This is a genomic window from Pseudoalteromonas luteoviolacea H33-S (assembly GCF_001625695.1).
In the GTDB taxonomy this organism is placed as follows: domain Bacteria; phylum Pseudomonadota; class Gammaproteobacteria; order Enterobacterales; family Alteromonadaceae; genus Pseudoalteromonas; species Pseudoalteromonas luteoviolacea_B.
Map to the genome: position 1 here is coordinate 1 of NZ_AUXY01000058.1, position 20,839 is coordinate 20,839.

Genomic DNA, 20,839 nt, shown 5'->3' on the forward strand with positions numbered 1-20,839 from the left:
TCAACTAGAAAATTTAATTTTTTAATTAACCTTTCAATTTAACTTTAACCTTCACTTTGCTCTTTGCTTTTCAGCGAGTTGCTCCGTGTCAGTGGGTGCGCATTATAGGGAGATCCTAACTTTGATCAAGTGTTTTTTTAAGAAAACTTATAGAAAACACTTAAACGATTAAAAATCCGCCCGAAACGTGCAAAAACACAAGCCTTGTCATCATTTTTTAATCAAAATGTCATGACTTTTCGAAAAAGGAATTTAAGTATTGTACATATTTGAGAAGTTGCAAGAAATTTCTTGGCGCGATCTTCACCACGCCAACATAACAAGGAGGTTAGTAAAGAAGACTATATAGTTTTCTACGGAAACTTGCCGCTGCTGCGTCACCTTCCGGTAAAGACGCAATAATGTCTAAAAAGCCTTTTCTTGCTTCACCAAAAGCTAGGTCTTTACTCAGGACTTTAAACAGTGAGTCTAAAGCATCTTCTTTTTTCCCTGCATCAACTTGTGCTTGAGCTAGTTCGCATAATAAAGCTAAATCTTCAGGGTTTTGTTCAACAGCTTGCGTCAATCTTTTTATTTCAGGAGATTCCTGCGCCTCTTGCGCTTGGATCAGCTTAGCTTGCAAGTTATTGTAATAAGCGTCATGTTGATCTTCTGGGATCGTCGCAAGTAATGCTGCAGCGTCCTCTGTTTTTTGTATTTGAATGCAAATGTCTGCAAAAACCAAATTTACTCTAGGGTTACCTCTAGCAATATCATATGCCTGTTTAGCATGTGAGTACGCAGCATTTAAATCTCCTGCTGTTAATGATTGTTTTGCTTGATCTAGCAAAATCAATTCTGGCGAAGGTAAATGCTCGGTAAGTACTTTCGTAATTTCTTCCTTTGTCTTAGCGCCAGCCAACACATCTACAGGCGAACCTGCCTTTAACACAACTATAGTAGGTAAGGCTTGTAAACCAACTTGCTGCGCTAACTGCCCTGCTAACGCCTGTTGAAGATCACAATCTAACGTCGCAATGGTAATGCTACTTTTATACTGTGTTGCTAATTCGTCCAATATAGCAGCTTGAGCCGCGCAATCAGGGTGCTGAGCACTAAAAAAACTCAACAAGACAAGGTGATCTGCAGAGGAAGATGATAGTACCTGTTGGATATTTTCAGGCGTTAATGTAATTTTGTTTTCCATAAATAAGGCGTTCTTAATTTAGATTCTAATAGCTATATAGTGTCTTGTTTGTACTTTACAAGGTAATTATCACTAACTATTTACTTTTTCCTTTCGTATAAGCTGACTTACGACGGTTTTTACGGTAACTGCCTTTCTTTTTGAAAGCACTTGTTGTTGAGATCCCTTTTAATGCGTCTGTATTAATTGTTTGAGATAGCCCCACGAGTTCAGACAGCTCATTTTGCAGCGGTAACATAAACTGATTATAAGAAGCCGCCTTTTGCGCAATGTTTGTTAATTGCGATTCCCACAGCGCTGTTCTATCAGGCAGTGATAGGTTATTGGGGATTGTGTTAATAAGCCCGCGTCCTAGCTCTGTAGACTTAATCGACTTCCCTTCTCTACTTAAAAAGTTCCTTTTAAAAAGAAGCTCTATGATACCTGCACGTGTAGCTTCGGTTCCTAAGCCGTCTGTTTCTTTCAGCACTTTTTTAATATCACTGTCTTTTACATAACGAGCAATACCCGTCATGGCACTTAATAATGTCGCCTCTGTATAAAAGTTTGGGGGTTGTGTATGTTTTTCCATTACTACACCATCTGTGCAGTGTAATGGCTCACCAACTTCAAGCATCGGTAGTTGCTTTTTATCCTCTGACTCTTTTTTATTTGATTGATACAAAACCTTAAAGCCCATATCGATCACCGTATCTGCTTTGGCTATAAACTTACCACCAGAGATCTGTATATGCGCTTTAGTTTGAGAATATAAGTAAGCAGAGTAAAACTGTGCTAAATACTGCCTACAGATCAATCCATAAACTTGCAGCTCATGATGACCCAGCTGCGCTGTTTTTAGTTGTTTCTTTGTTGGTATGATTGCGTGATGAGCTTCTACTTTTTTATCATTCCAGCATTTACTTTTTAAGCTTAAGTCCGCATTGTTGATATGCGACTCTTTTTCACCCTTGTTGTTAAGCATTGCTGCTAATATGTCATTGCGCTCACTGTAATGATCTTTAGGTAAATATCGGTTATCTGATCTAGGATAAGTAATTAATTTATGCTTTTCATATAAGGATTGGCAGATATCTAATACTTGCTTGGCTGACATAGCAAATCGCTTATTTGCATCGATTTGCAAAGCTGATAAGTTATATGGCAACGGCGGATTTTGCTTTTTAGGTATTTGCTCCAGTTCAGTTAGGTCTGCCGGTTTATCTTTTATTCTACTCGCTACATTCTCTGCCAGAGATTTCAATAACACCCGCTTTTCTTCATCCATGTAAGGTAAACAAGCCTCACTGGGGATCCACTTAGCTTCAAACTGCTCACCTGTCTGCTTTTGCAGTATTGCTATCACTTCATAAAACGGTTTTGAGACAAAGTTTTCAATTTCTTCATCTCTGCGCACAACCAAACCTAATACAGGCGTTTGTACCCGTCCAACTGATAGCACACCTTGAATACCTGCTTTTTGCCCAGCTAAGGTAAATGCACGAGTCAAATTCATTCCATACAACCAGTCTGCTCTTGCCCTAGCTAACGCAGAGATGCTCAAAGGCATGAATTCAGTGTTAGATTTAGATTGGTTAAGCGCTTTTTTTACTGCACTGGGGTTTAAATCACTTATTAGTACACGCTCAACTGATGATTTTTTTGCTTGTGAAAGTTTAGCCTCTTGGATCACTTCATCAACAAGTAGCTGACCTTCTCTATCTGGGTCTCCAGCGTGGACTAAAACATTCGCCTTTTTTATTAACCGCTTAACAGTAGATAACTGTTTTTTTGTTTTTGGTTTAGCTTTAAATTTCCACTCTGAAGGCACAATGGGTAAATCTTGGATCAGCCACTTTTTATAGCGCTCATCATAATCTTCTGGTTCTGCTTGCTCTAACAGATGGCCAATACACCAAGTAACGCAATCACCATTGCCTAACTCTATAAACCCATCCTGCTTTTTATGGGGTTTTGGTAGTACATCGGCAATTGCTCGCCCAAGTGAAGGTTTTTCTGCGATATAGAGCTTCATAAAATTCATTTACTGTATATAATTACAGTCATTCTAGCCAACTCATTTAAACAAATCTAGGGTCTGCAAATAATTGCGTCTTTTACTAAATAAGAAACTCGCTATTTTTATCAAAAACTGCCCGTACTAGTGGGAGTTATGTCTTCAGCAAATTTAACTGCCCATGTTTTTGCTCGACCAATTGAGTCATCATACTCGCTGCCAGCTCGACCTCGTCAGCAAACTGCGATAACTCACGAGCTGCATCAGCAATACTCGTCGTATTTGTATTAACTTCTTCTGTTACCATGCTTTGCTCTTCAGCAGAGGTTGCTATTTGAGTCACTTCATGGGAGATAGTATGTAGTTCAGCCACAAGTCCTTTCATGGTGCTTGCTGCCTCCCGGCTTAAAAGTGTTGCATCACGGCCCTTGTTCACCGTATGTTCGATTATCTCTTCAGACCCTTTAATTTCGCTTTGTAAATTTTCAATCAATTTTGCAATATCATCGGTCGACGCTTGTGTTTTAGATGCTAAAGAACGTACTTCATCTGCTACCACTGCAAACCCTCTGCCCTGCTCTCCAGCTCGCGCTGCTTCTATCGCTGCATTTAATGCCAATAGGTTCGTTTGCTCTGCTATCGCTCTGATCACATCCAAGATTTGTGAAATATCATTACTGCGTTTAGCAACCTTATTAAATGCGGACTGAGCGAACGAAACTTGATCTGCAATCTCTTCAACCGTACTCGTTGTCGAAACGATTTTGCGCTCACATTCATTGACTGTTCCAACAGCTTTATCTGTTGTAGACGCTGCTTGTTCACAAGCTCTGGCCACTTCATTGGCCGTCGCGCTAAGCTCATTAATTGCTGTCACAACACTATCGATCTCAATATGTTGATTTGATACTTTATTTTTTATATTGATTGCCGCCTCTGTCGTAACATATGACTGTTGATACGACTGCTGGGCGAGCCCTTTTAGATCCTCGATCATGTGCCTTAATTTATTTGTAAATAGATTAAAGCCATTCGCCAAAGAGATTAATTCTGCGTGATGCGTAACATCAAGCTTATGTGTTAGGTCCCCTTCACTGGAGGCAAGATTAGAAACCCGTGATTGAATATATGAAAGAGGTTTGGTGATCGTATTGATCAAGAAGATACTCAAAGCCAAAGCCACACTGACAATCACTATTCCCAGCATCAACATCCAGCTCCCAAGGTCTTCAGTGGACTGATGCAACTGCTTTTCAAGCATAAAGGCTGAAGATAAAACTTCTTGCTTTGGGACCTCAATTACTAAAGACCAGACCGTATTCGCCAATTGAATCTTGATTGGACTGGCAACAAAAATGGAATTGCCAACTTCTTGATAGCCTGTATTCGTATGCAAAGATGTTAGTTGCTCAGCAAGTGTACTTTCTAAAATTTCAGTGAGAGGTTTACCCAAACTATCATGATGATGACTTGCACCTGCAACCAAGCCAAGTTCACTGAGTAATAATACCTTTCCTTGTCCCTGATAAAGCTGACTTGAAAGTTCTTGCACTAATCTCTGTAGACTTGGCAAGTTGACATCCACACCAATAATTCCCTTAAATCGTCCATGTTGTGTAATAGGCACAGTCAGTGATGTCATCAACATTTCATTGCCTTTGGAAATTTCGTATAGATACGGCTCCATAATGCATGGCAATTTACTTTCTTTTGCACATAAATACCATTCAGCCTCACGTATACCATAGCGATTGAGCGCTTCTGAATATTTTGCTGAGGAGGACATGACGCTATGTTGAGTAATACCCACATTATCCTGAGTAAAATACATTTCAAGTGCGCCACTCCCTAAAACCGAGTGCGCAGCATCATTAGTAAAATGCGCATCTTTCTGATCATAGGCATTTTCTTCAAAATGCACATATACAGAAGAAATATCTGGGCTTGCTTTCAAGGCACCTTTAAGCATTGATTGAATATCACTACGAGCAAGAGGAGCTGTTAATGTCGACTCTAATGCACCCACCAATGTATTTGGTACACGATATGCGGAGTTTAAAAACGCAGCAATTTTCTGTGCGTAATAATCTCCTTGAGCAGCCAAGCGGCTATTAATTTCCGATAGAATTACAGATTGTATTTGCTCACTTTGTTTTTTATTTTCATCTTGTAAATGCAACCATGTTGTTATCACGAGCATTGCTATTACTGCCATTATTATCGTAATAACAAAGCACATGAGTTTGTATTTAATTGAGATTTGTCGCATAAATGACCTTGTAATTCTAATTTGACTAACCACAGGTGAGTCTAAAAACGCACGAAGAGTGAACTGTTAGAAGTTGGTTCTTTAATTTCTAGAATTGATTATGCTACAGAAATATTAAAGATTAATTGACAATAAGTGTTTAAATTGAAATGTGCAAGAATAAATTAATCTGGATTAATTGTTTATTAAGAATATAAATATTTAAGAATAAAGTGATAGGGTAAGAAATAAAACTGGGTGCCGACACACCCAGCTTAATATAAGGGTTTAATCTTCTTCTATGTTGTCTTTGCCAGTCGTCTTATCAGTAGAATCAATTCGGTGGTGAATTGCAGACTTAATCAACATATAACCACTGATTGGCGCGGTAATAAGTAAAAACAAAGAAATTAGAATCTCTTTTAAACTAAGCCCATCACCATATTCACTGTAATGTGCCATCGCGGCAAAAAGCAAACATGCCATGCCTAAAGTGGTTGCTTTAGTCGGCCCATGTAGGCGCATGAAAAAGTCTGGCATTTTTACCAAACCGATTGAGCCTACTAGTACCAAAACCCCACCCATTAAGAGCAAAACTGAAATTACAATATCCACTTACATGGCCTCCTATTCAATAATATCGCCACGAAGCAGGTATTTACACACGGCAACCGTACTAACAAAGCCAAGTAAAGCAATTAACAACGCAGCTTCAAAATACAGCGACGTCCCCATGTTCATTCCATATAGAATAATTAACGCAATGGTATTAATGTACATGGTATCCAGTGCCAAAATTCTGTCTGGCACTGATGGGCCAACGACTAAGCGCCATAAGTTCAACAGTAGCGCCAAACCAATCATGGCAAAAACAATTAAGATGATCGTGTCTAACATTCAAAGATCTCCTTCAAAGGTGCCTCATAACGAGATTTAATGGTATTGATCAACGCTTGCTCATCATCCAAATCTAAAACGTGGATAAGTAAGTATTTTTGACAATTCGGTGCTTCACCCTCAACTGTCTCTGGCCAAGGGTATACCTCAGCACTAACAGTACCTGGCGTTAACGATACCGTGCTCGCTAGAATTGTGATAGGCATAGCCTCATTTAAATCTAGTGGCACTTTTACAAAACCCGGCTTCAGCTTTTTAGTCGGACCTAAAATCTTAATCGCAACTTCAATATTTGCAGTCAAGATATCATACAAAACCAACATTAAGTGGCTCAGCGCTCTAAACGGTCTCACAACCAGAGGTTGCTTGGTTCTAAAAGGGTGTGTGATCAATGGGATCACAATCGCCAAAATTAACCCTAAAATAACATGACCGAGGGCAACAGTATTATTGAGTAATAGCCACACCGAAAATAACAGCAAACTTCTAAACGGAGTAGGTAACCATTTGTATTTAGCTTCTAATCTCATTTACTTGCCTCCTAATACATGTTGGATAAGGCCGTAAAAGTTGTGCAGTTCAACTGCTGCAAACTGAGCATAGTCAGTAACTGGGCCTGCAAAGATAACCATCAATGGAGACGCCGCAACCAACATCAACACGGCAACCATCTGCACAGGATGTGCCTTTTCTTCGGTATTCGCTTCACCTTTACCGGTGTGATGCCAAAAAACAGTACTACCGGCTTTTGATACGGAAACCAATACTGCTAGACTAGCAATTAAGTAAATTGGCCAGAACCAATGTCCGTGTGCTGACTCCAACGTTGATTCTAAGATCCAAACTTTACCAATAAAACCTGACAACGGAGGCATGCCAATGACGGTTACTGCCGCAAAAATAAATGCACCACCAAGGAACAACGGCTGCGCTACAGGACGACCCGCTGTTATACGGTCGCTCACTTTACCCCTTTGCTTACCCACTAAATCAGCAATTAAGAATAAAGCTGCTGAGACAAGTGTTGAATGAACTAAGTAATAGATTGCTGCGGCGCTGCTATCAACTGTTTGTGCAGCGACAAGTGCCACCAAGGTGCCAACAGAAACTACCACTAAGTTTGCAACCATCTTACGAAGATCTTGGCTTGCAAGCACACCGATTGCGCCCATTACGATAGTTGCCAGCGCAAGCCACCACAACCAATGTTGTGCCATATGGCTCAACTCTCCTGCTTGCTCACCAAAAATTAAGGTGTAAACGCGCATCATTGAATACACACCAACCTTAGTCATGATAGCAAACAAAGCAGCAACAACTGGCATTGCTGTCGAGTAAGTATTTGGTAACCACAAATGAAGCGGTAATAAAGCACCTTTTAGAGCAAATACGACCAGCAACAACAAGCCACCTATTTTAGCCAGATATACATCATCGCCTTGTAATTCCATCACGCGTGTTGCCATATCGGCCATATTTAATGTACCCAAAGTACCGTATAAAATACCAAGGGCAATTAGAAACACAGATGAACCAACCAAGTTTAAAATAACATATTGCAATGCTGCACGGGTATTGCGTTTATCGCCACCATGCATCAGCAATGAATAGGATGCAATCAACAATACTTCAAAGAAAACAAATAGGTTGAATGCGTCTCCCGTCAAGAAGGCACCGTTCACACCTAAAATTAAGAAGTGTAAAAGCGGGTGGAAAAAACTACCTTGCTCGTCATCACCAGCACAGCTATAAAGCGCACAAACTAAGCCTAAAAACGACGTAAGCGAGACCAGTAAAGTTGAGATAGGATCCGCAACCAACACAATACCAAATGGCGCTGACCAATCACCAATAGCGTACACTTGCGTCCCATTAACTTTTACATAAGCAAGCAACGACACAGATACCACTGTCGTTATCAAGCCCATCAAAACAGAGACGTAACGCCTAATTTTTAAATTTTTTCCACATGGCGGCATCAGCATAAGCACTGCCGCCAACATAGGTAATAAAACAGGTAAAGAAGTTAAATGTTGACTCATGCTTTACCCTGCTCCTTCGCCTGACGAGAATTTGTTTTTGATTTATCAGGCACTACCCCATTGACGTGATCATTACCTAAATCAGCACGACCACGGATCGCTAAAATCACCACAAATGCAGTCATCGCAAAGCCAATTACGATGGCTGTTAAAACTAATGCCTGTGGCAGCGGATCTGCATAACTTTCGCTGTAACCAAGCACAGCGGCTTGGTTCATAGACAAACGTCCTGATGCAAATAAAAACAAATTAACTGCGTACGAGAGCATGGTTAAACCAAGGACAACCGGGAACGTTCTTGCACGTAAAATCAAAAATACACCGCAGGCCACTAAGAGGCCCACGCATGAAGAATACAAAAGCTCCATTAAATATTCACCTCTTCTTTGGGTGCATTTGCAGTCACTTTACCAAGACTTGCTAGTATCATCAGCGTTGCGCCTACAACGGTGATGTAAACACCTAAATCAAATACTAATGCACTGGCAAGCTCAATCTCACCAATCAATGGAATATCAAAATAATCAAACCACGTAGTCAAAAATGGACGTCCAAATACCCAACTACCTAAACCAGATAACATCGCTATCGCAATACCTGATGCGATAATCTTTCTGTAGTTCAAGGTAAATCGCTCTGCAATCCAATTTGAGCCATGTGCAATGTATTGCAAAATAAAGGCTATTGCTGTGACTAGACCTGCGATAAAGCCTCCACCTGGTAGATTATGCCCTCTCAAGAAAATGTAGAACGACACTAACAACGCGAGTGGTAACAAGCTTTGAGAAATTGAAGCCAATAGAAGCGGATAGCGCTCTTTCGCCCAAGGTCTACCCTCAGAGTCACTGCCTGGCATAAACAATGGTAAATGAATAATCAGTTTGTATATACCCAGAGCTGCAATCCCCAATACAACGATTTCACCAAGCGTATCAAAGCCCCTGAAGTCAACTAGGATAACGTTTACGACATTAGTACCACCGCCGCCCGTTTTCGCGTTAGCAACGAAGAAATCAGAGATAGAAGTCAAAGGTCGTGTGATCAGGGCATAACAAATACTGCCGATAATGACACCAATCGCTGACGCGATCCCCAAGTCTCTCAGCGTTCTAATCGAGCTAGACTCTTTTGGTGTTTTCTGCGGTAAGAAGAACAAAGCCAACATCAACAGAATAATGGTCACCACTTCAACCGTTAACTGTGTTAACGCAAGATCTGGTGCAGAGAAGCGCGTAAAGGCAACAGATACCATCAAACCTACAACTGAGATCATAAGCAAGGCAACCATACGCGTGCGGTGCCAAATCACAGTGCTAATCGCACCAATCATTAATAGTCCAGCGCCAATACCATTATGAATATCAACAGGTGTAAGTGTATTCTCACCCACTAATTGACTCATCTCAAATAAAGGCCAACCTGCGCTGACAAGCACAACCAACAGCATCAGCATTAAATAACGCTGCAATGAGCCATTTTCAATAGCGCTAATTTTGTTTTGACTCCAGATCACCACAGAGTGCATGGTCTTCTCAAAACCTTTTTTGGCATTAATTGGTGGAAGAGATGCTTGGAATTGGAATAGGTATTTGCGCTGAGTATATATCAGTAAACCACCACAAACAGCAATTGCACTCATTAGCAGGGGTAAGTTCAAGCCGTGCCAAATTGCGATGTAGAATTCAGGCGGCTCGCCACCTAAAACAGCGCCAGAAGCCAGTCTTAAAATGCCGTCGACAATAAAATTCGGGAACATGCCCACAATCAAACATAGCGCCACCAATATCTCAATAGGTACTCGCATATAACGCGGTGCTTCATGAGGCTCTTTTGGTAAATCAACCGGATCGCCATTAAAGAAAACATCGTGAATGAATCGTGCAGAATAAGCCACAGAGAAAGCAGCAGCAATGGTTGCTAAAATAGGGATAAGCCATGACATTGAACCCAGTAACTGCTGGTGCAATGTTTCTGCAAAAAACATTTCTTTCGACAAGAAACCGTTTAACAGCGGAACACCGGCCATCGATGCAGCAGCAACCATCGCCAATGTAGCGGTATAAGGCATAAAGCGCCACATACCATTGAGTTTACGCATGTCTCGGGTGCCAGTTTCATGATCAATAATGCCGGTCGCCATGAAGAGCGACGCCTTAAACGTAGCATGGTTAATAATATGGAAAATAGCCGCGACAGTAGCAAGCTCGGTATCCAAGCCCAGTAGCAGGGTGATAAGACCAAGGTGACTGATAGTCGAAAATGCCAGTAGACCCTTTAAGTCATGCTTAAATAAAGCGATATACGCACCAACAAGTAGCGTTATCAGACCTGTCAAACCCACTAAGATGAACCAAATTTCTGTGCCCGCCAAAGCTGGGTAAAAACGTGCAAGTAAGAAAATACCCGCTTTAACCATAGTCGCAGAATGTAAGTAAGCACTTACAGGTGTTGGCGCAGCCATAGCGTGAGGTAGCCAGAAATGGAAAGGGAATTGCGCGGATTTAGTGAATGCGCCTAATAGGACAAGTACTAATGCCACTTCATATAAATCATGAGATTGGATAAGCTCACGACTAGCCAAAATAATGTCTAAATCGTAACTTCCAACGATATTACCGAGTAATAGTAAACCAGCCAATAATGCTAAACCGCCGCCACCGGTAATTGCCAGCGCCATTTTTGCGCCTTTACGCGCTTCTGATTTATGCCACCAATAACTTATCAGCAAAAATGAACTTATACTGGTTAATTCCCAAAATACCCACAATTGCAAGACGTTGTTAGACATTACAATGCCTAGCATGGCTGTCATAAATAACATTAGATAAGCATAAAGCTTGGGCATTGAGTCATTTTCACTCAGGTAATAGCGTGCATAGAAAATAACTAATATGCCAATACCTAAGATCATAAATACGAATAAAAGTGCCAATCCATCCAAACGGAAAGACACGTCAAGATCGAGTATTGGTACCCAATCTAGCGTTGCGCGAACAGCTTCCCCAGCAAACACTGCGGGAGCTAAATCAATGGCTAATAAAAGAGCCACAGTAGGTGCAATCAAGGTGATTGCAGTAGACTGATTGCGAGAGAGTTTACCTGTTAACGATGAGAGTAAACTACCTAACAAGGATATCAATGGTATCCAAAGCAAAGTCATAAAGAAGCCTTATATCTTCGATGCCGTTCATCACTATTAAATGCACGTTATGATTACGTCATGGCGATCGTGTTCTGTTTATTTTTTACGTGCATTTTTATCACACATAACGTCTACCAGTTATACTTTATTAGTGTTTGACTTGTCTAGGGTTTCACGTACTGGCTGTTTAAATTGTAGACAAGATTAACAAACAATTCAGATCCTGTTCATAAAAGGTACGCTCATTTAACTCAGATCAATGCTTAGCATTTAGCTCGTTGAGATAAACTTGATAATCGCTGGGCACTGATAAAGTTCTATTTAATGACTTTAACCATAATCCTAAATAGTGGTTTGACAAGTGAATTTCGTGATATTGCATTTTTGATGCGATATGTTGCGGTTTGTACGACGCTAGCTGCCCAAACTTACAAGTCTCGCTCTTATACCATCCTTTTGGGGCACTTGTACCAACATATAAATTGGGGGCTTTATAGCCTGATGTTTTACATAGCCAATCAGCTTTTGCTTGAGGCACTGGATACTCATCTTCAAAATGAGCGAAATGCATCATTTCGTGTACAAACAGCTCATATTGGCTCTTATTATGAAGCCTCATCACACCATTATATACATTTGCCAAGCCTTGTTTATTTGTCATGATCACTAAATGTCTGGCTTGTTGCACTGATGACTCTTGAAGTAAATGATCAATATTGCATTTGATGAAGTTAGACTCTCCTCCTGAGCACTGTGTCAGGTCTCCAACATATAAAGGATCAGATAAGCAATATGGAAGCAATTCAGATAATGTGCTTTGATTGTACTGTGCTCTTAGACGCTTGAGTTGCTTTACACCAGATAAGGTCTCCGCAAATAATATAATAGAATATTTACAACTTGCAGTTGGAGTATGCCAACCAAATACGGACACACCTAAAGTATCAACACTGGCCTTATTCAAGGTGCTTATCGAGTTGCCGACTTCAAGACCATATATAGAAGCATAAGGCTCTACAACCTCTAGCTGATCAAATATACGTGTCATAAGCGCATACTCTCCTTGCTCCTCTAATAGATCTAACAACCGAATACGTGCTGACGATGTGCTCTGTTGCCAATATTTTTCGATTAAAAGCCACGCTTGCTCATAATGACTGTTTGCTACAAGCCTAATAGCCCATTCAAAAGCAAAAATAGGATAGCCAGTTCGCCTTAGCGATTGAACTTGCTCATCGGTGAGTTGCTCTGGGATTTGCTTGAGTCGCAAATAAGCATAATTTGAGGGATTAAAGTTTTGCGCGGCACGGGTAACGAGTATATTCAGTTCGGAGCCTTTCATATCGGCCAAACTTGCTATATATTGGCTGCTACTCGGAACAGCCATCAACAGAAAGACAATACCAGTCAGGTACTGACGTAGCATCACTTAGCTAGCACTTGCTTTTAGTAATGCTTCTCGTAACAGGCGAAGCTCTAATTTAGCATATTTATGTTCGACAAATTCATATACATTAGTTGCTAAAGTTAGCCTAAAATACTCCGCCGCTTTCACATAACTACCTGTACTCAAGTGCTTTTTCGCTATATAAAAATATGCTTCGCAGAGTCTTTCTGCATACTCTTTTTGAGTTTTCACACCCGCTGTTATGCCATCTAAGAATTGCTCTTCACTTATCTCATTTAAGTAAAACTGCACAATTTGAGTTGACCAAGCTTCTTTATTGAGTTGCTGACGGTTTGCTTTTAATTGCGCTTGCGCAGTAATCGGGTCTATAGAACTATGTGCTATATATAACCATAGCATTCTGTATGCATCATCTGGTGAGCTTGATAAAAAGCGCTCAAAATCAGTGACCGCTATCTCTTTTCTGCCGCCATAGTACAGTGCAATGCCGCGATTTAGATAAGCATATTCATAGCTTTCATCTAACTCAAGCACCGATCCAAAGCTTTCGTAAGCCTCACTAAACTCCTGGCGCAATGTATGGTGTATACCAATAAAATTATATGTTTCAGCAAGATCTGGTCTGAGCTTTAGTGCACGATTGAAATCTATTTGAGCCAATTGCGCTAAACCCAAGCTGTCGTATAACTTGCCGCGTATGTGATATAACTCCGCTCTTTGATTACGAGTAAGCTCTGCGCTATTTAATAATTCACTATAGCGAGCAACTTCGATTTGAGCGCGAGGGTTAGGTTGCATTGGCTCGGTGAAAGGGATTGGTAGCAGTGGTTGCAGTTTATCTTCAATATTCGCCTGCTGAGTGCTTTGGCAGCCCAATAAGCTCAATCCAAGCAAAGGTAATAGTAAAAATCTCAAGGTATATCCCTCTTTGGGCCAGATAATTATAGTGTCAGCCATTAAAGCACAAAAAAAGGGGCCATTCAGCCCCTTTTAACGAAACTTATTGTTTCTTTACATAAAATTACTCACCTTTTGGTGCTTGCTCTGCAGCAGGCTCCGATGGCTCAAGTGCTTCTTTAATACTTAGACGTACACGGCCTTGGCGGTCTACTTCTAGTACTTTAACTTTAACTTCTTGGCCTACCTTCAGGTGGTCAGATACGTTATTAACACGCTCTTTGCTGATTTGAGAAATGTGTACAAGGCCATCTTTACCTGGTAGTACATTTACAAACGCACCAAAGTCAACGATACGGTTTACTTTACCGTTGTAGATAGTGCCAACTTCTAGCTCAGCTGTCAGTGCTTCAATACGTGCAATCGCTTCTTTAGCGCTGTTACCATTAGTTGCAGCAATCTTAACAGTACCGTCATCTTCGATTTCGATAGTTGTGTCAGTTTCTTCTGTTAGCTGACGAATTGTTGCACCACCTTTACCGATTACGTCTGCAATCTTCTTCGGTGGAATGTTCATTGTGTAAATACGCGGAGCGAATTCAGATAGCTCTTGTGAAGGTGCAGCAATTGCTTGATCCATCACGCTAAGGATATGCATACGGGCAGCTTTAGCTTGCTTAAGTGCGATCTGCATGATTTCTTTCGTGATACCTTCAATCTTGATATCCATCTGAAGTGCAGTAACACCAGCGCTGCTACCTGCTACTTTAAAGTCCATGTCACCTAGGTGGTCTTCATCACCTAAGATATCTGAAAGAACAACGAACTCTTCGCCTTCTTTAACTAGACCCATTGCGATACCAGCAACAGAAGCTTTAACAGGTACACCTGCGTCCATCAGAGCCAAAGAAGTACCACATACAGATGCCATTGAAGATGAACCATTTGACTCAGTGATTTCAGATACAACACGTACTGAGTAAGGGAATTCTTCTAGGCTTGGCATTACAGCTTGAACACCACGCTTTGCAAGGTTACCGTGGCCGATTTCACGACGCTTTGGAGAACCGATGAAACCAGTTTCACCTACACAGAATGGAGGGAAGTTATAGTGAAGCATGAAGTGATGCTTGTGAGTACCAACTAGGTCATCCATCATTTGCGCGTCACGTTCAGTACCTAAAGTAGCAGTTACTAATGCCTGAGTTTCACCACGTGTGAAGATTGATGAACCGTGTGTACGTGGGAGTACACCAGTCATTACGTCAAGTGCACGAACCATATCTGGTTCACGACCATCGATACGTTTCTCACCTGCAATGATGCGACCACGAACAATTTTCTTCTCTAGAGAGCTGAATAGCTTGCCAACTTCTTGCTCGTCTAGCTCTTCGCCTTGAGCCAGCTCAGCAGTTAGCTTTTCAATTACTTCTGCTTTTGCTTCAGATAGAGACTCTTTACGTGCTACTTTGTCAGTAATAAGGTAAGCCGTGCCTACTTTTTCTTCTGCAATTGCAGCTACTTTGTCTGCTAGTGCTACGTTTTTCTCAGGTGCAGTCCAATCCCAAGCAGGTTTGCCAGCTTCAGCCTTGAACTCTTCAATTGCTTTGATGATAGCTTGAGACTGATCGTGACCGTATACAACAGCACCTAACATCTCTTCTTCAGTTAAGATTTCAGCTTCTGATTCAACCATCAGTACTGCATTTTCAGTACCCGCTACCACAAGGTCTAGCTTACTTTCAGCTAACTCAGTTACAGTTGGGTTAAGTACGTATTGACCATTGATGTAACCAACACGCGCTGCACCGATAGGACCATTGAATGGTACACCAGAAATTGCTAGTGCTGCAGAAGTACCGATCAACGCAACCATATCAGGCTGAATTTCAGGATCTGAAGAAACAACTGTCGCGATAACTTGAACTTCGTTCACGAAACCGTCTGGGAATAATGGACGAATTGGACGGTCAATTAGACGCGCTGTTAGTGTTTCTGAATCAGAAGGACGACCTTCACGCTTCAAGAAACCACCTGGGATACGACCAGCTGCGTACATTTTTTCTTGGTAGTTAACCGTAAGAGGGAAGAAGTCCTGACCAGGCGCTGCTTCACGCTTACCAACAACAGTCACTAGTACTGATGTGTCACCGATGCTTGCTAAAACCGCACCGTCAGCCTGACGTGCGATTGCACCTGTTTCCAGAGTCACTGTGTGTTGACCTAATTGGAATTCTTTAATTATTGCTTGCACAAAAATATTCCTTAAAAAATATATTAAAACGCCAACAACAACCAATTACAGTCTTAAATAGAACAACCAAAATTTACTGGCTACTCATAGAGTTCTACTTAAGCACTACAATTGGCAGAAGTATCGGCGCTTGCTCAGCACTATGCATGAGCGAGGGTAAGTATACTGCTAGTACACGCACAAAAAAAGGGGCGAATTCGCCCCTTTTTTATTGTCGGATAAAAATCCAACAATTCATCAAATTCTTAGCGACGTAGGCCAAGCTCTTTGATCAACGCAGCGTAACGCTCAACGTTCTTACCTTTAAGGTAATCAAGAAGGTTACGACGTTGGCTAACTTTACGTAGTAGACCACGACGAGAGTGGAAGTCGTGTTTGTGGTCAGCAAAGTGGCCTTGTAGTTTGTTGATATCAGCAGTTAGAAGTGCAACTTGAACTTCTGGAGAACCAGTGTCGCCTTCTGCACGTGCGAATTTTGCTACGATTTCTGCTTTTTCTTTGTTGCTTAGTGACATAATAAACTCCAATTTAAATAAATTTAATGCTTCAGCCGATCACTAATTCAGCCAAAGCGACAAAGCGGCGGCATTGTATCAGTAATTAATGCCGCTGACAAAGCTATTGTGCGCTAGATAGTGCTCTTTTTGCTTTTAGATGGCCATGCTTGTTACGTTCGCCAATACCGATAAACGTGTCTTCAGCCATTACCTTTATAACGCCTTCAGGTACTTCACCTACCACCACAGTTTGCCCATGGCTAAAAGCAACGCCTTGCTCTTTGGTTAAAGTAATCGTCGGTAAGTCGACCAGTGCGGTATCCATCGGAAGCAGTAGCTCATCAATATATGTTGACGGCTCAATACCATCCGCTTTAGCCTGTTGTAACTTTTCTTCTAACGCTTCAATAGTGATCATCTTTTCTGCTGGGTAGTGACCAACACCACTGCGATGAAGCATGATCACATGTGCACCACAGCCAAGCTTTTCACCCAGATCGTCAACAATAGTGCGAATATAAGTACCCTTTGAAACGTGCACGGTCATCTGGATCTGTTGACTGTCAGCATCGTATTCATCAAGAGTGATGCTATATACGTTTATTTTTCTGCATTTACGCGGCACTTCAATGCCTTCACGTGCATACTTATATAATGGCTGGCCTTGATATTTGAGCGCAGAATACATCGAAGGATATTGATCAGACTCACCTAAAAAGCTAGCAACTTCCTGCTCTAATTGCTGTTGCGTAATTTCAACAGGGCGTGTTTCAACAATTTCCCCATCTGAGTCTGACGTCGTTGTACGTTCACCTAATTGTGCACGCACAACATAAGTTTTATCAGTATCTAATAGAAACTGCGTAAACTTTGTCGCTTCACCAAAGCAGATTGGCAGCATACCTGTTGCCAGTGGATCTAACGCACCTGTGTGACCCGCTTTTTGTGCAAAGTAGATGCCTTTAGCCTGTTGCAAAGCTTTGTTAGATGAGATCCCCTGTGGCTTGTGTAAAAGTACAATGCCATCAACCGGGCGACCTTTACTACGACGGGCCATTACTCTTCACCACCTTCAACTGAATCCGTATCTTCACCGCGCTTTTCTTTGTCAGTGCGGATCACTTCATCAACCAAATTAGAAATACGCATACCTTCCATTAGTGAGTTATCAAGTACAAATCGTAGCTCTGGCATAATACGTGCGCGGATACGTTTACCAAGCAATGAACGGATATAGCCCGTTGCATCATTCAGAATTGCTAGGTTTTGCTTCGTATCCTCATCACTTTTACTGCTTAAAACAGTTACGAAGATTTTTGCGTAGGATAAATCACGAGATACTTCAACTGCTGATACAGTCACCATACCTAATCTTGGATCTTTAATTTCTCGTTGCAAAATAACCGCAATTTCTTTTTGAATTTGCTGTGCAACGCGATCCGTACGAGAAAATTCTCTCATTGTCACCACTTATATAAACTATTGATTTTTATGCTATAAAAATCCAAAAAACACAAACACAAATGGGGGCGAATGCCCCCATTTCAAGGTTTAGACCCTGCGAGAATTACAGTGAACGCTGTACTTCAACAGTTTCGAATACCTCAATTTGATCGCCAACTTTAACGTCGTTGTAGTTCTTAACGCCGATACCACATTCCATACCGTTACGAACTTCTTGTACATCATCTTTAAAGCGACGAAGTGACTCAAGTTCACCTTCGTAGATAACCACGTTTTCACGTAGTACACGAATTGGAGCGCTACGCTTAACGATACCTTCAGTTACCATACAACCAGCAACAGCACCAATCTTAGGCGATTTGAACACGTCACGTACTTCAGCAAGACCAATGATCTCTTGTTTGAACTCAGGCGCAAGCATACCAGCCATTGCTTGTTTCACTTCTTCGATCAGGTCGTAGATAACGCTGTAGTAACGAAGGTCAAGGTTTTCAGCTTCAATCACTTTACGTGCTGATGCATCCGCACGTACGTTGAAACCAACGATGATTGCATTTGAAGCCGCTGCAAGTGTTGCATCAGTTTCAGTGATACCACCAACACCGCTACCTACAATCTTCACTTTAACTTCGTCTGTAGACAACTTAGTTAGTGAATCAGAGATTGCTTCGATTGAACCTTGAACGTCTGCTTTAAGTACAACGTTAACTTCAGAAATATCGCCTTCAGTCATGTTAGTGAACATGTTTTCAAGCTTCGCTTTCTGCTGACGTGCAAGCTTCACTTCACGGAACTTGCCTTGACGATATAGAGCAACTTCACGTGCTTTACGCTCATCTTTAACAACCGTTGCTTCATCACCCGCCGCAGGTACACCTGAAAGACCTAAAATCTCTACAGGGATTGACGGACCAGCTTGTGAAATTTCTTTACCGTTTTCGTCTCTCATCGCACGAACACGACCATACTCAAGGCCACAAAGTACAATGTTACCTTGCTCCAGTGTACCGCCTTGTACAAGTACAGTTGCAACTGGACCACGACCTTTATCTAGACGAGATTCGATAACAACACCTTGTGCCATACCTTCTTGAGGCGCTGTAAGCTCTAGTAGCTCAGCTTGCATCAAGATAGCTTCAAGTAAGTCGTCAATACCTAGACCTGTTTTCGCTGAGATATGAACAAACTGCGTATCACCACCCCACTCTTCTGGAATAACATCCAATTGAGCAAGCTCGTTTTTAACGCGATCTGGGTCGATGCCCTCTTTATCCATTTTGTTTACAGCGATGATAAGCGGTACTTCAGCAGCTTTTGCGTGCTGCACAGCTTCTTTAGTCTGAGGCATTACACCATCATCAGCAGCTACAACTAGAACAACGATATCCGTTGCTTTTGCACCACGTGCACGCATTGATGTAAACGCCGCGTGTCCCGGAGTATCTAGGAACGTGATCATGTTACCGTCAGTTTCAACATGGTATGCACCAATGTGCTGCGTGATACCACCGGCTTCGCCGTCTGCTACTTTCGCTTTACGAATGTAATCTAGTGTTGACGTCTTACCGTGGTCAACGTGACCCATAACAGTAACAACCGGCGCACGTGGACCAACACTTTCGTTGTCACTACGATCGTTTAATACTTTCTCTTCAAGTTCGTTCTCTTTAACAAGAACAACTTTATGACCCATTTCCTCTGCAACATACTGTGCAGTTTCTTGGTCAATAACCTGGTTAATCGTTACCATTTCACCAAGCTTCATCAGTGTTTTTACAACTTCAGCACCTTTCACAGCCATGCGTGATGCAAGCTCAGATACTGTAATTGTTTCACTGATACGAACTTCTTGTTTAACTTCTGCCGCAGGCTTTTGGAAACCGTGCTGAAGAGAAGTAGGCGCTTTAAGCTTGCCTTTTTTACCACGTGACTGTGCGTTAGAATCGCCTTTCGCCTGTGGCTTTTTCTTTTTCTTACGACGTGCACTTTTCTCTTCACGTGCATCAGATTCATCTTCTGCTTCACGTGCATATGTAGAAGTCGTCATGTGGTGATCTGCAGAAGCTTCGCGTTTTTTGCGCTCTTCTTCTTCAGCTTTCCAACGTGCTTCATTCTCTTCCGCTAGACGACGAGCTTCTTCTGCTTGACGTTTTGCTTCTTCTTCAGCCTTTTTCACAGCTGCTGCTTCTGCTTCTGTACGAAGACGTTCTGCTTCGATTTTCTCTTGCTCTTGTTGGGCGCTATCCACTTCTTTACTCTGCTGTTCTTTCGCTTGACGTTCTGCTTCTGCTTTACGTTTGGCTTCTTCTTTAGCTTTGCGCTCAGCTTCCTCTTTGGCTTTTCGCTCTGCCTCCTGTTGGGCGTTGCGTTCAGCTTCTTCTTTCGCTTGTTGCTCAGCTTCTTGTTGAGCTTTCAATTCTGCTTCTTTGCGCGCAGCTTCCTCTGCAGCTAAGCGTTCTTGCTCTTTTTGCTGCTCGATTGCGCTCTTTTTAACGTAAGTGCGCTTTTTACGTACTTCTACCTGAACCGATTTAGCTTTACCAGTAGAACCAGTAACACTTAAGGTACTCTTGCTTTTACGCTGAAGAGTCATACGCTCAGGGCCATCTGAACCTGTGCCGCCATGTTGCTTGCTCAAGTGGTCAAGTAACTTGGCTTTCTCAGATTCACTTACCTGATCGCCTTTGGCTTTGGTGATCCCTGCATCTGTTAACTGCTGTAGTAATTTATCGACAGTTGTACCAATGTTCTCGGCTAGTTTTTCTATGCTCACTTCTGCCATGCTATGCGTTACCTCCCGTTAATAAA

At 41.8% G+C, this 20,839-nt stretch carries 16 protein-coding genes; all 16 read right to left on the minus strand.

The genetic code is table 11. The annotated features are described in order from the left end of the window. Positions 1-328 precede the first annotated feature (328 nt). Positions 329-1,186: a tetratricopeptide repeat protein gene (locus N477_RS06720; protein ID WP_063361745.1), complete on the minus strand. Its 858-nt coding sequence runs from the start codon at positions 1,184-1,186 to the stop codon at positions 329-331. Between the two features lie 76 nt (positions 1,187-1,262). Continuing rightward, positions 1,263-3,200 carry a DNA topoisomerase III gene (locus N477_RS06725; protein ID WP_063361746.1) on the minus strand — a complete coding sequence of 646 codons (1,938 nt, stop codon included), beginning with the start codon at positions 3,198-3,200 and terminating at the stop codon, positions 1,263-1,265. A gap of 136 nt (positions 3,201-3,336) precedes the next feature. Beyond that, the gene (locus tag N477_RS06730; protein ID WP_231098097.1) at positions 3,337-5,397 is read right to left on the minus strand and encodes a methyl-accepting chemotaxis protein; all 2,061 of its coding nucleotides are present in this window, start codon (positions 5,395-5,397) and stop codon (positions 3,337-3,339) included. A gap of 321 nt (positions 5,398-5,718) precedes the next feature. Beyond that, positions 5,719-6,045, minus strand: a complete 327-nt coding sequence (locus N477_RS06735) for a Na+/H+ antiporter subunit G (RefSeq protein WP_269199996.1) — start codon at positions 6,043-6,045, stop codon at positions 5,719-5,721. A gap of 12 nt (positions 6,046-6,057) precedes the next feature. Then, on the minus strand, positions 6,058-6,327 hold the full coding sequence (locus N477_RS06740) for a K+/H+ antiporter subunit F (protein ID WP_023397675.1): 270 nt from the start codon (positions 6,325-6,327) through the stop codon (positions 6,058-6,060). Continuing rightward, entirely contained in the window at positions 6,321-6,857 is a 537-nt protein-coding gene (locus tag N477_RS06745; protein ID WP_063361748.1) for a Na+/H+ antiporter subunit E, read from the minus strand. Before N477_RS06745 ends, N477_RS06740 begins: the two co-directional genes overlap by 7 nt. Continuing rightward, complete coding sequence (locus N477_RS06750; RefSeq protein ID WP_063361749.1) at positions 6,858-8,369, minus strand: monovalent cation/H+ antiporter subunit D; 1,512 nt, start codon at positions 8,367-8,369, stop codon at positions 6,858-6,860. It abuts the gene before it with no gap. After that, the gene (locus N477_RS06755) at positions 8,366-8,737 is read right to left on the minus strand and encodes a Na+/H+ antiporter subunit C (RefSeq protein ID WP_063361750.1); all 372 of its coding nucleotides are present in this window, start codon (positions 8,735-8,737) and stop codon (positions 8,366-8,368) included. Before N477_RS06755 ends, N477_RS06750 begins: the two co-directional genes overlap by 4 nt. After that, positions 8,737-11,529 (minus strand): monovalent cation/H+ antiporter subunit A, encoded by a 2,793-nt coding sequence (locus tag N477_RS06760; RefSeq protein WP_046356587.1) that lies wholly within the window; start codon positions 11,527-11,529, stop codon positions 8,737-8,739. Before N477_RS06760 ends, N477_RS06755 begins: the two co-directional genes overlap by 1 nt. Before the next feature lie 238 nt (positions 11,530-11,767). Continuing rightward, positions 11,768-12,940: a hypothetical protein gene (locus N477_RS06765; RefSeq protein WP_063361751.1), complete on the minus strand. Its 1,173-nt coding sequence runs from the start codon at positions 12,938-12,940 to the stop codon at positions 11,768-11,770. Beyond that, positions 12,941-13,834 carry a lipoprotein NlpI gene (gene nlpI, locus N477_RS06770; protein WP_231098098.1) on the minus strand — a complete coding sequence of 298 codons (894 nt, stop codon included), beginning with the start codon at positions 13,832-13,834 and terminating at the stop codon, positions 12,941-12,943. A 106-nt stretch (positions 13,835-13,940) separates the two neighbouring features. Continuing rightward, positions 13,941-16,070 (minus strand): polyribonucleotide nucleotidyltransferase, encoded by a 2,130-nt coding sequence (gene pnp, locus N477_RS06775; protein WP_063361753.1) that lies wholly within the window; start codon positions 16,068-16,070, stop codon positions 13,941-13,943. Between the two features lie 245 nt (positions 16,071-16,315). Next, positions 16,316-16,585: a 30S ribosomal protein S15 gene (rpsO, locus tag N477_RS06780; protein WP_036975065.1), complete on the minus strand. Its 270-nt coding sequence runs from the start codon at positions 16,583-16,585 to the stop codon at positions 16,316-16,318. A 103-nt stretch (positions 16,586-16,688) separates the two neighbouring features. After that, the gene (gene truB, locus N477_RS06785) at positions 16,689-17,624 is read right to left on the minus strand and encodes a tRNA pseudouridine(55) synthase TruB (protein ID WP_063361754.1); all 936 of its coding nucleotides are present in this window, start codon (positions 17,622-17,624) and stop codon (positions 16,689-16,691) included. Further along, positions 17,624-18,028 carry a 30S ribosome-binding factor RbfA gene (rbfA, locus tag N477_RS06790; RefSeq protein WP_063361755.1) on the minus strand — a complete coding sequence of 135 codons (405 nt, stop codon included), beginning with the start codon at positions 18,026-18,028 and terminating at the stop codon, positions 17,624-17,626. Before rbfA ends, truB begins: the two co-directional genes overlap by 1 nt. A gap of 106 nt (positions 18,029-18,134) precedes the next feature. Continuing rightward, a complete protein-coding gene (gene infB / locus N477_RS06795; RefSeq protein WP_063361756.1) occupies positions 18,135-20,813 on the minus strand; it encodes a translation initiation factor IF-2 in 2,679 nt (892 codons plus the stop codon). Between the last annotated feature and the right edge of the window lie 26 nt (positions 20,814-20,839).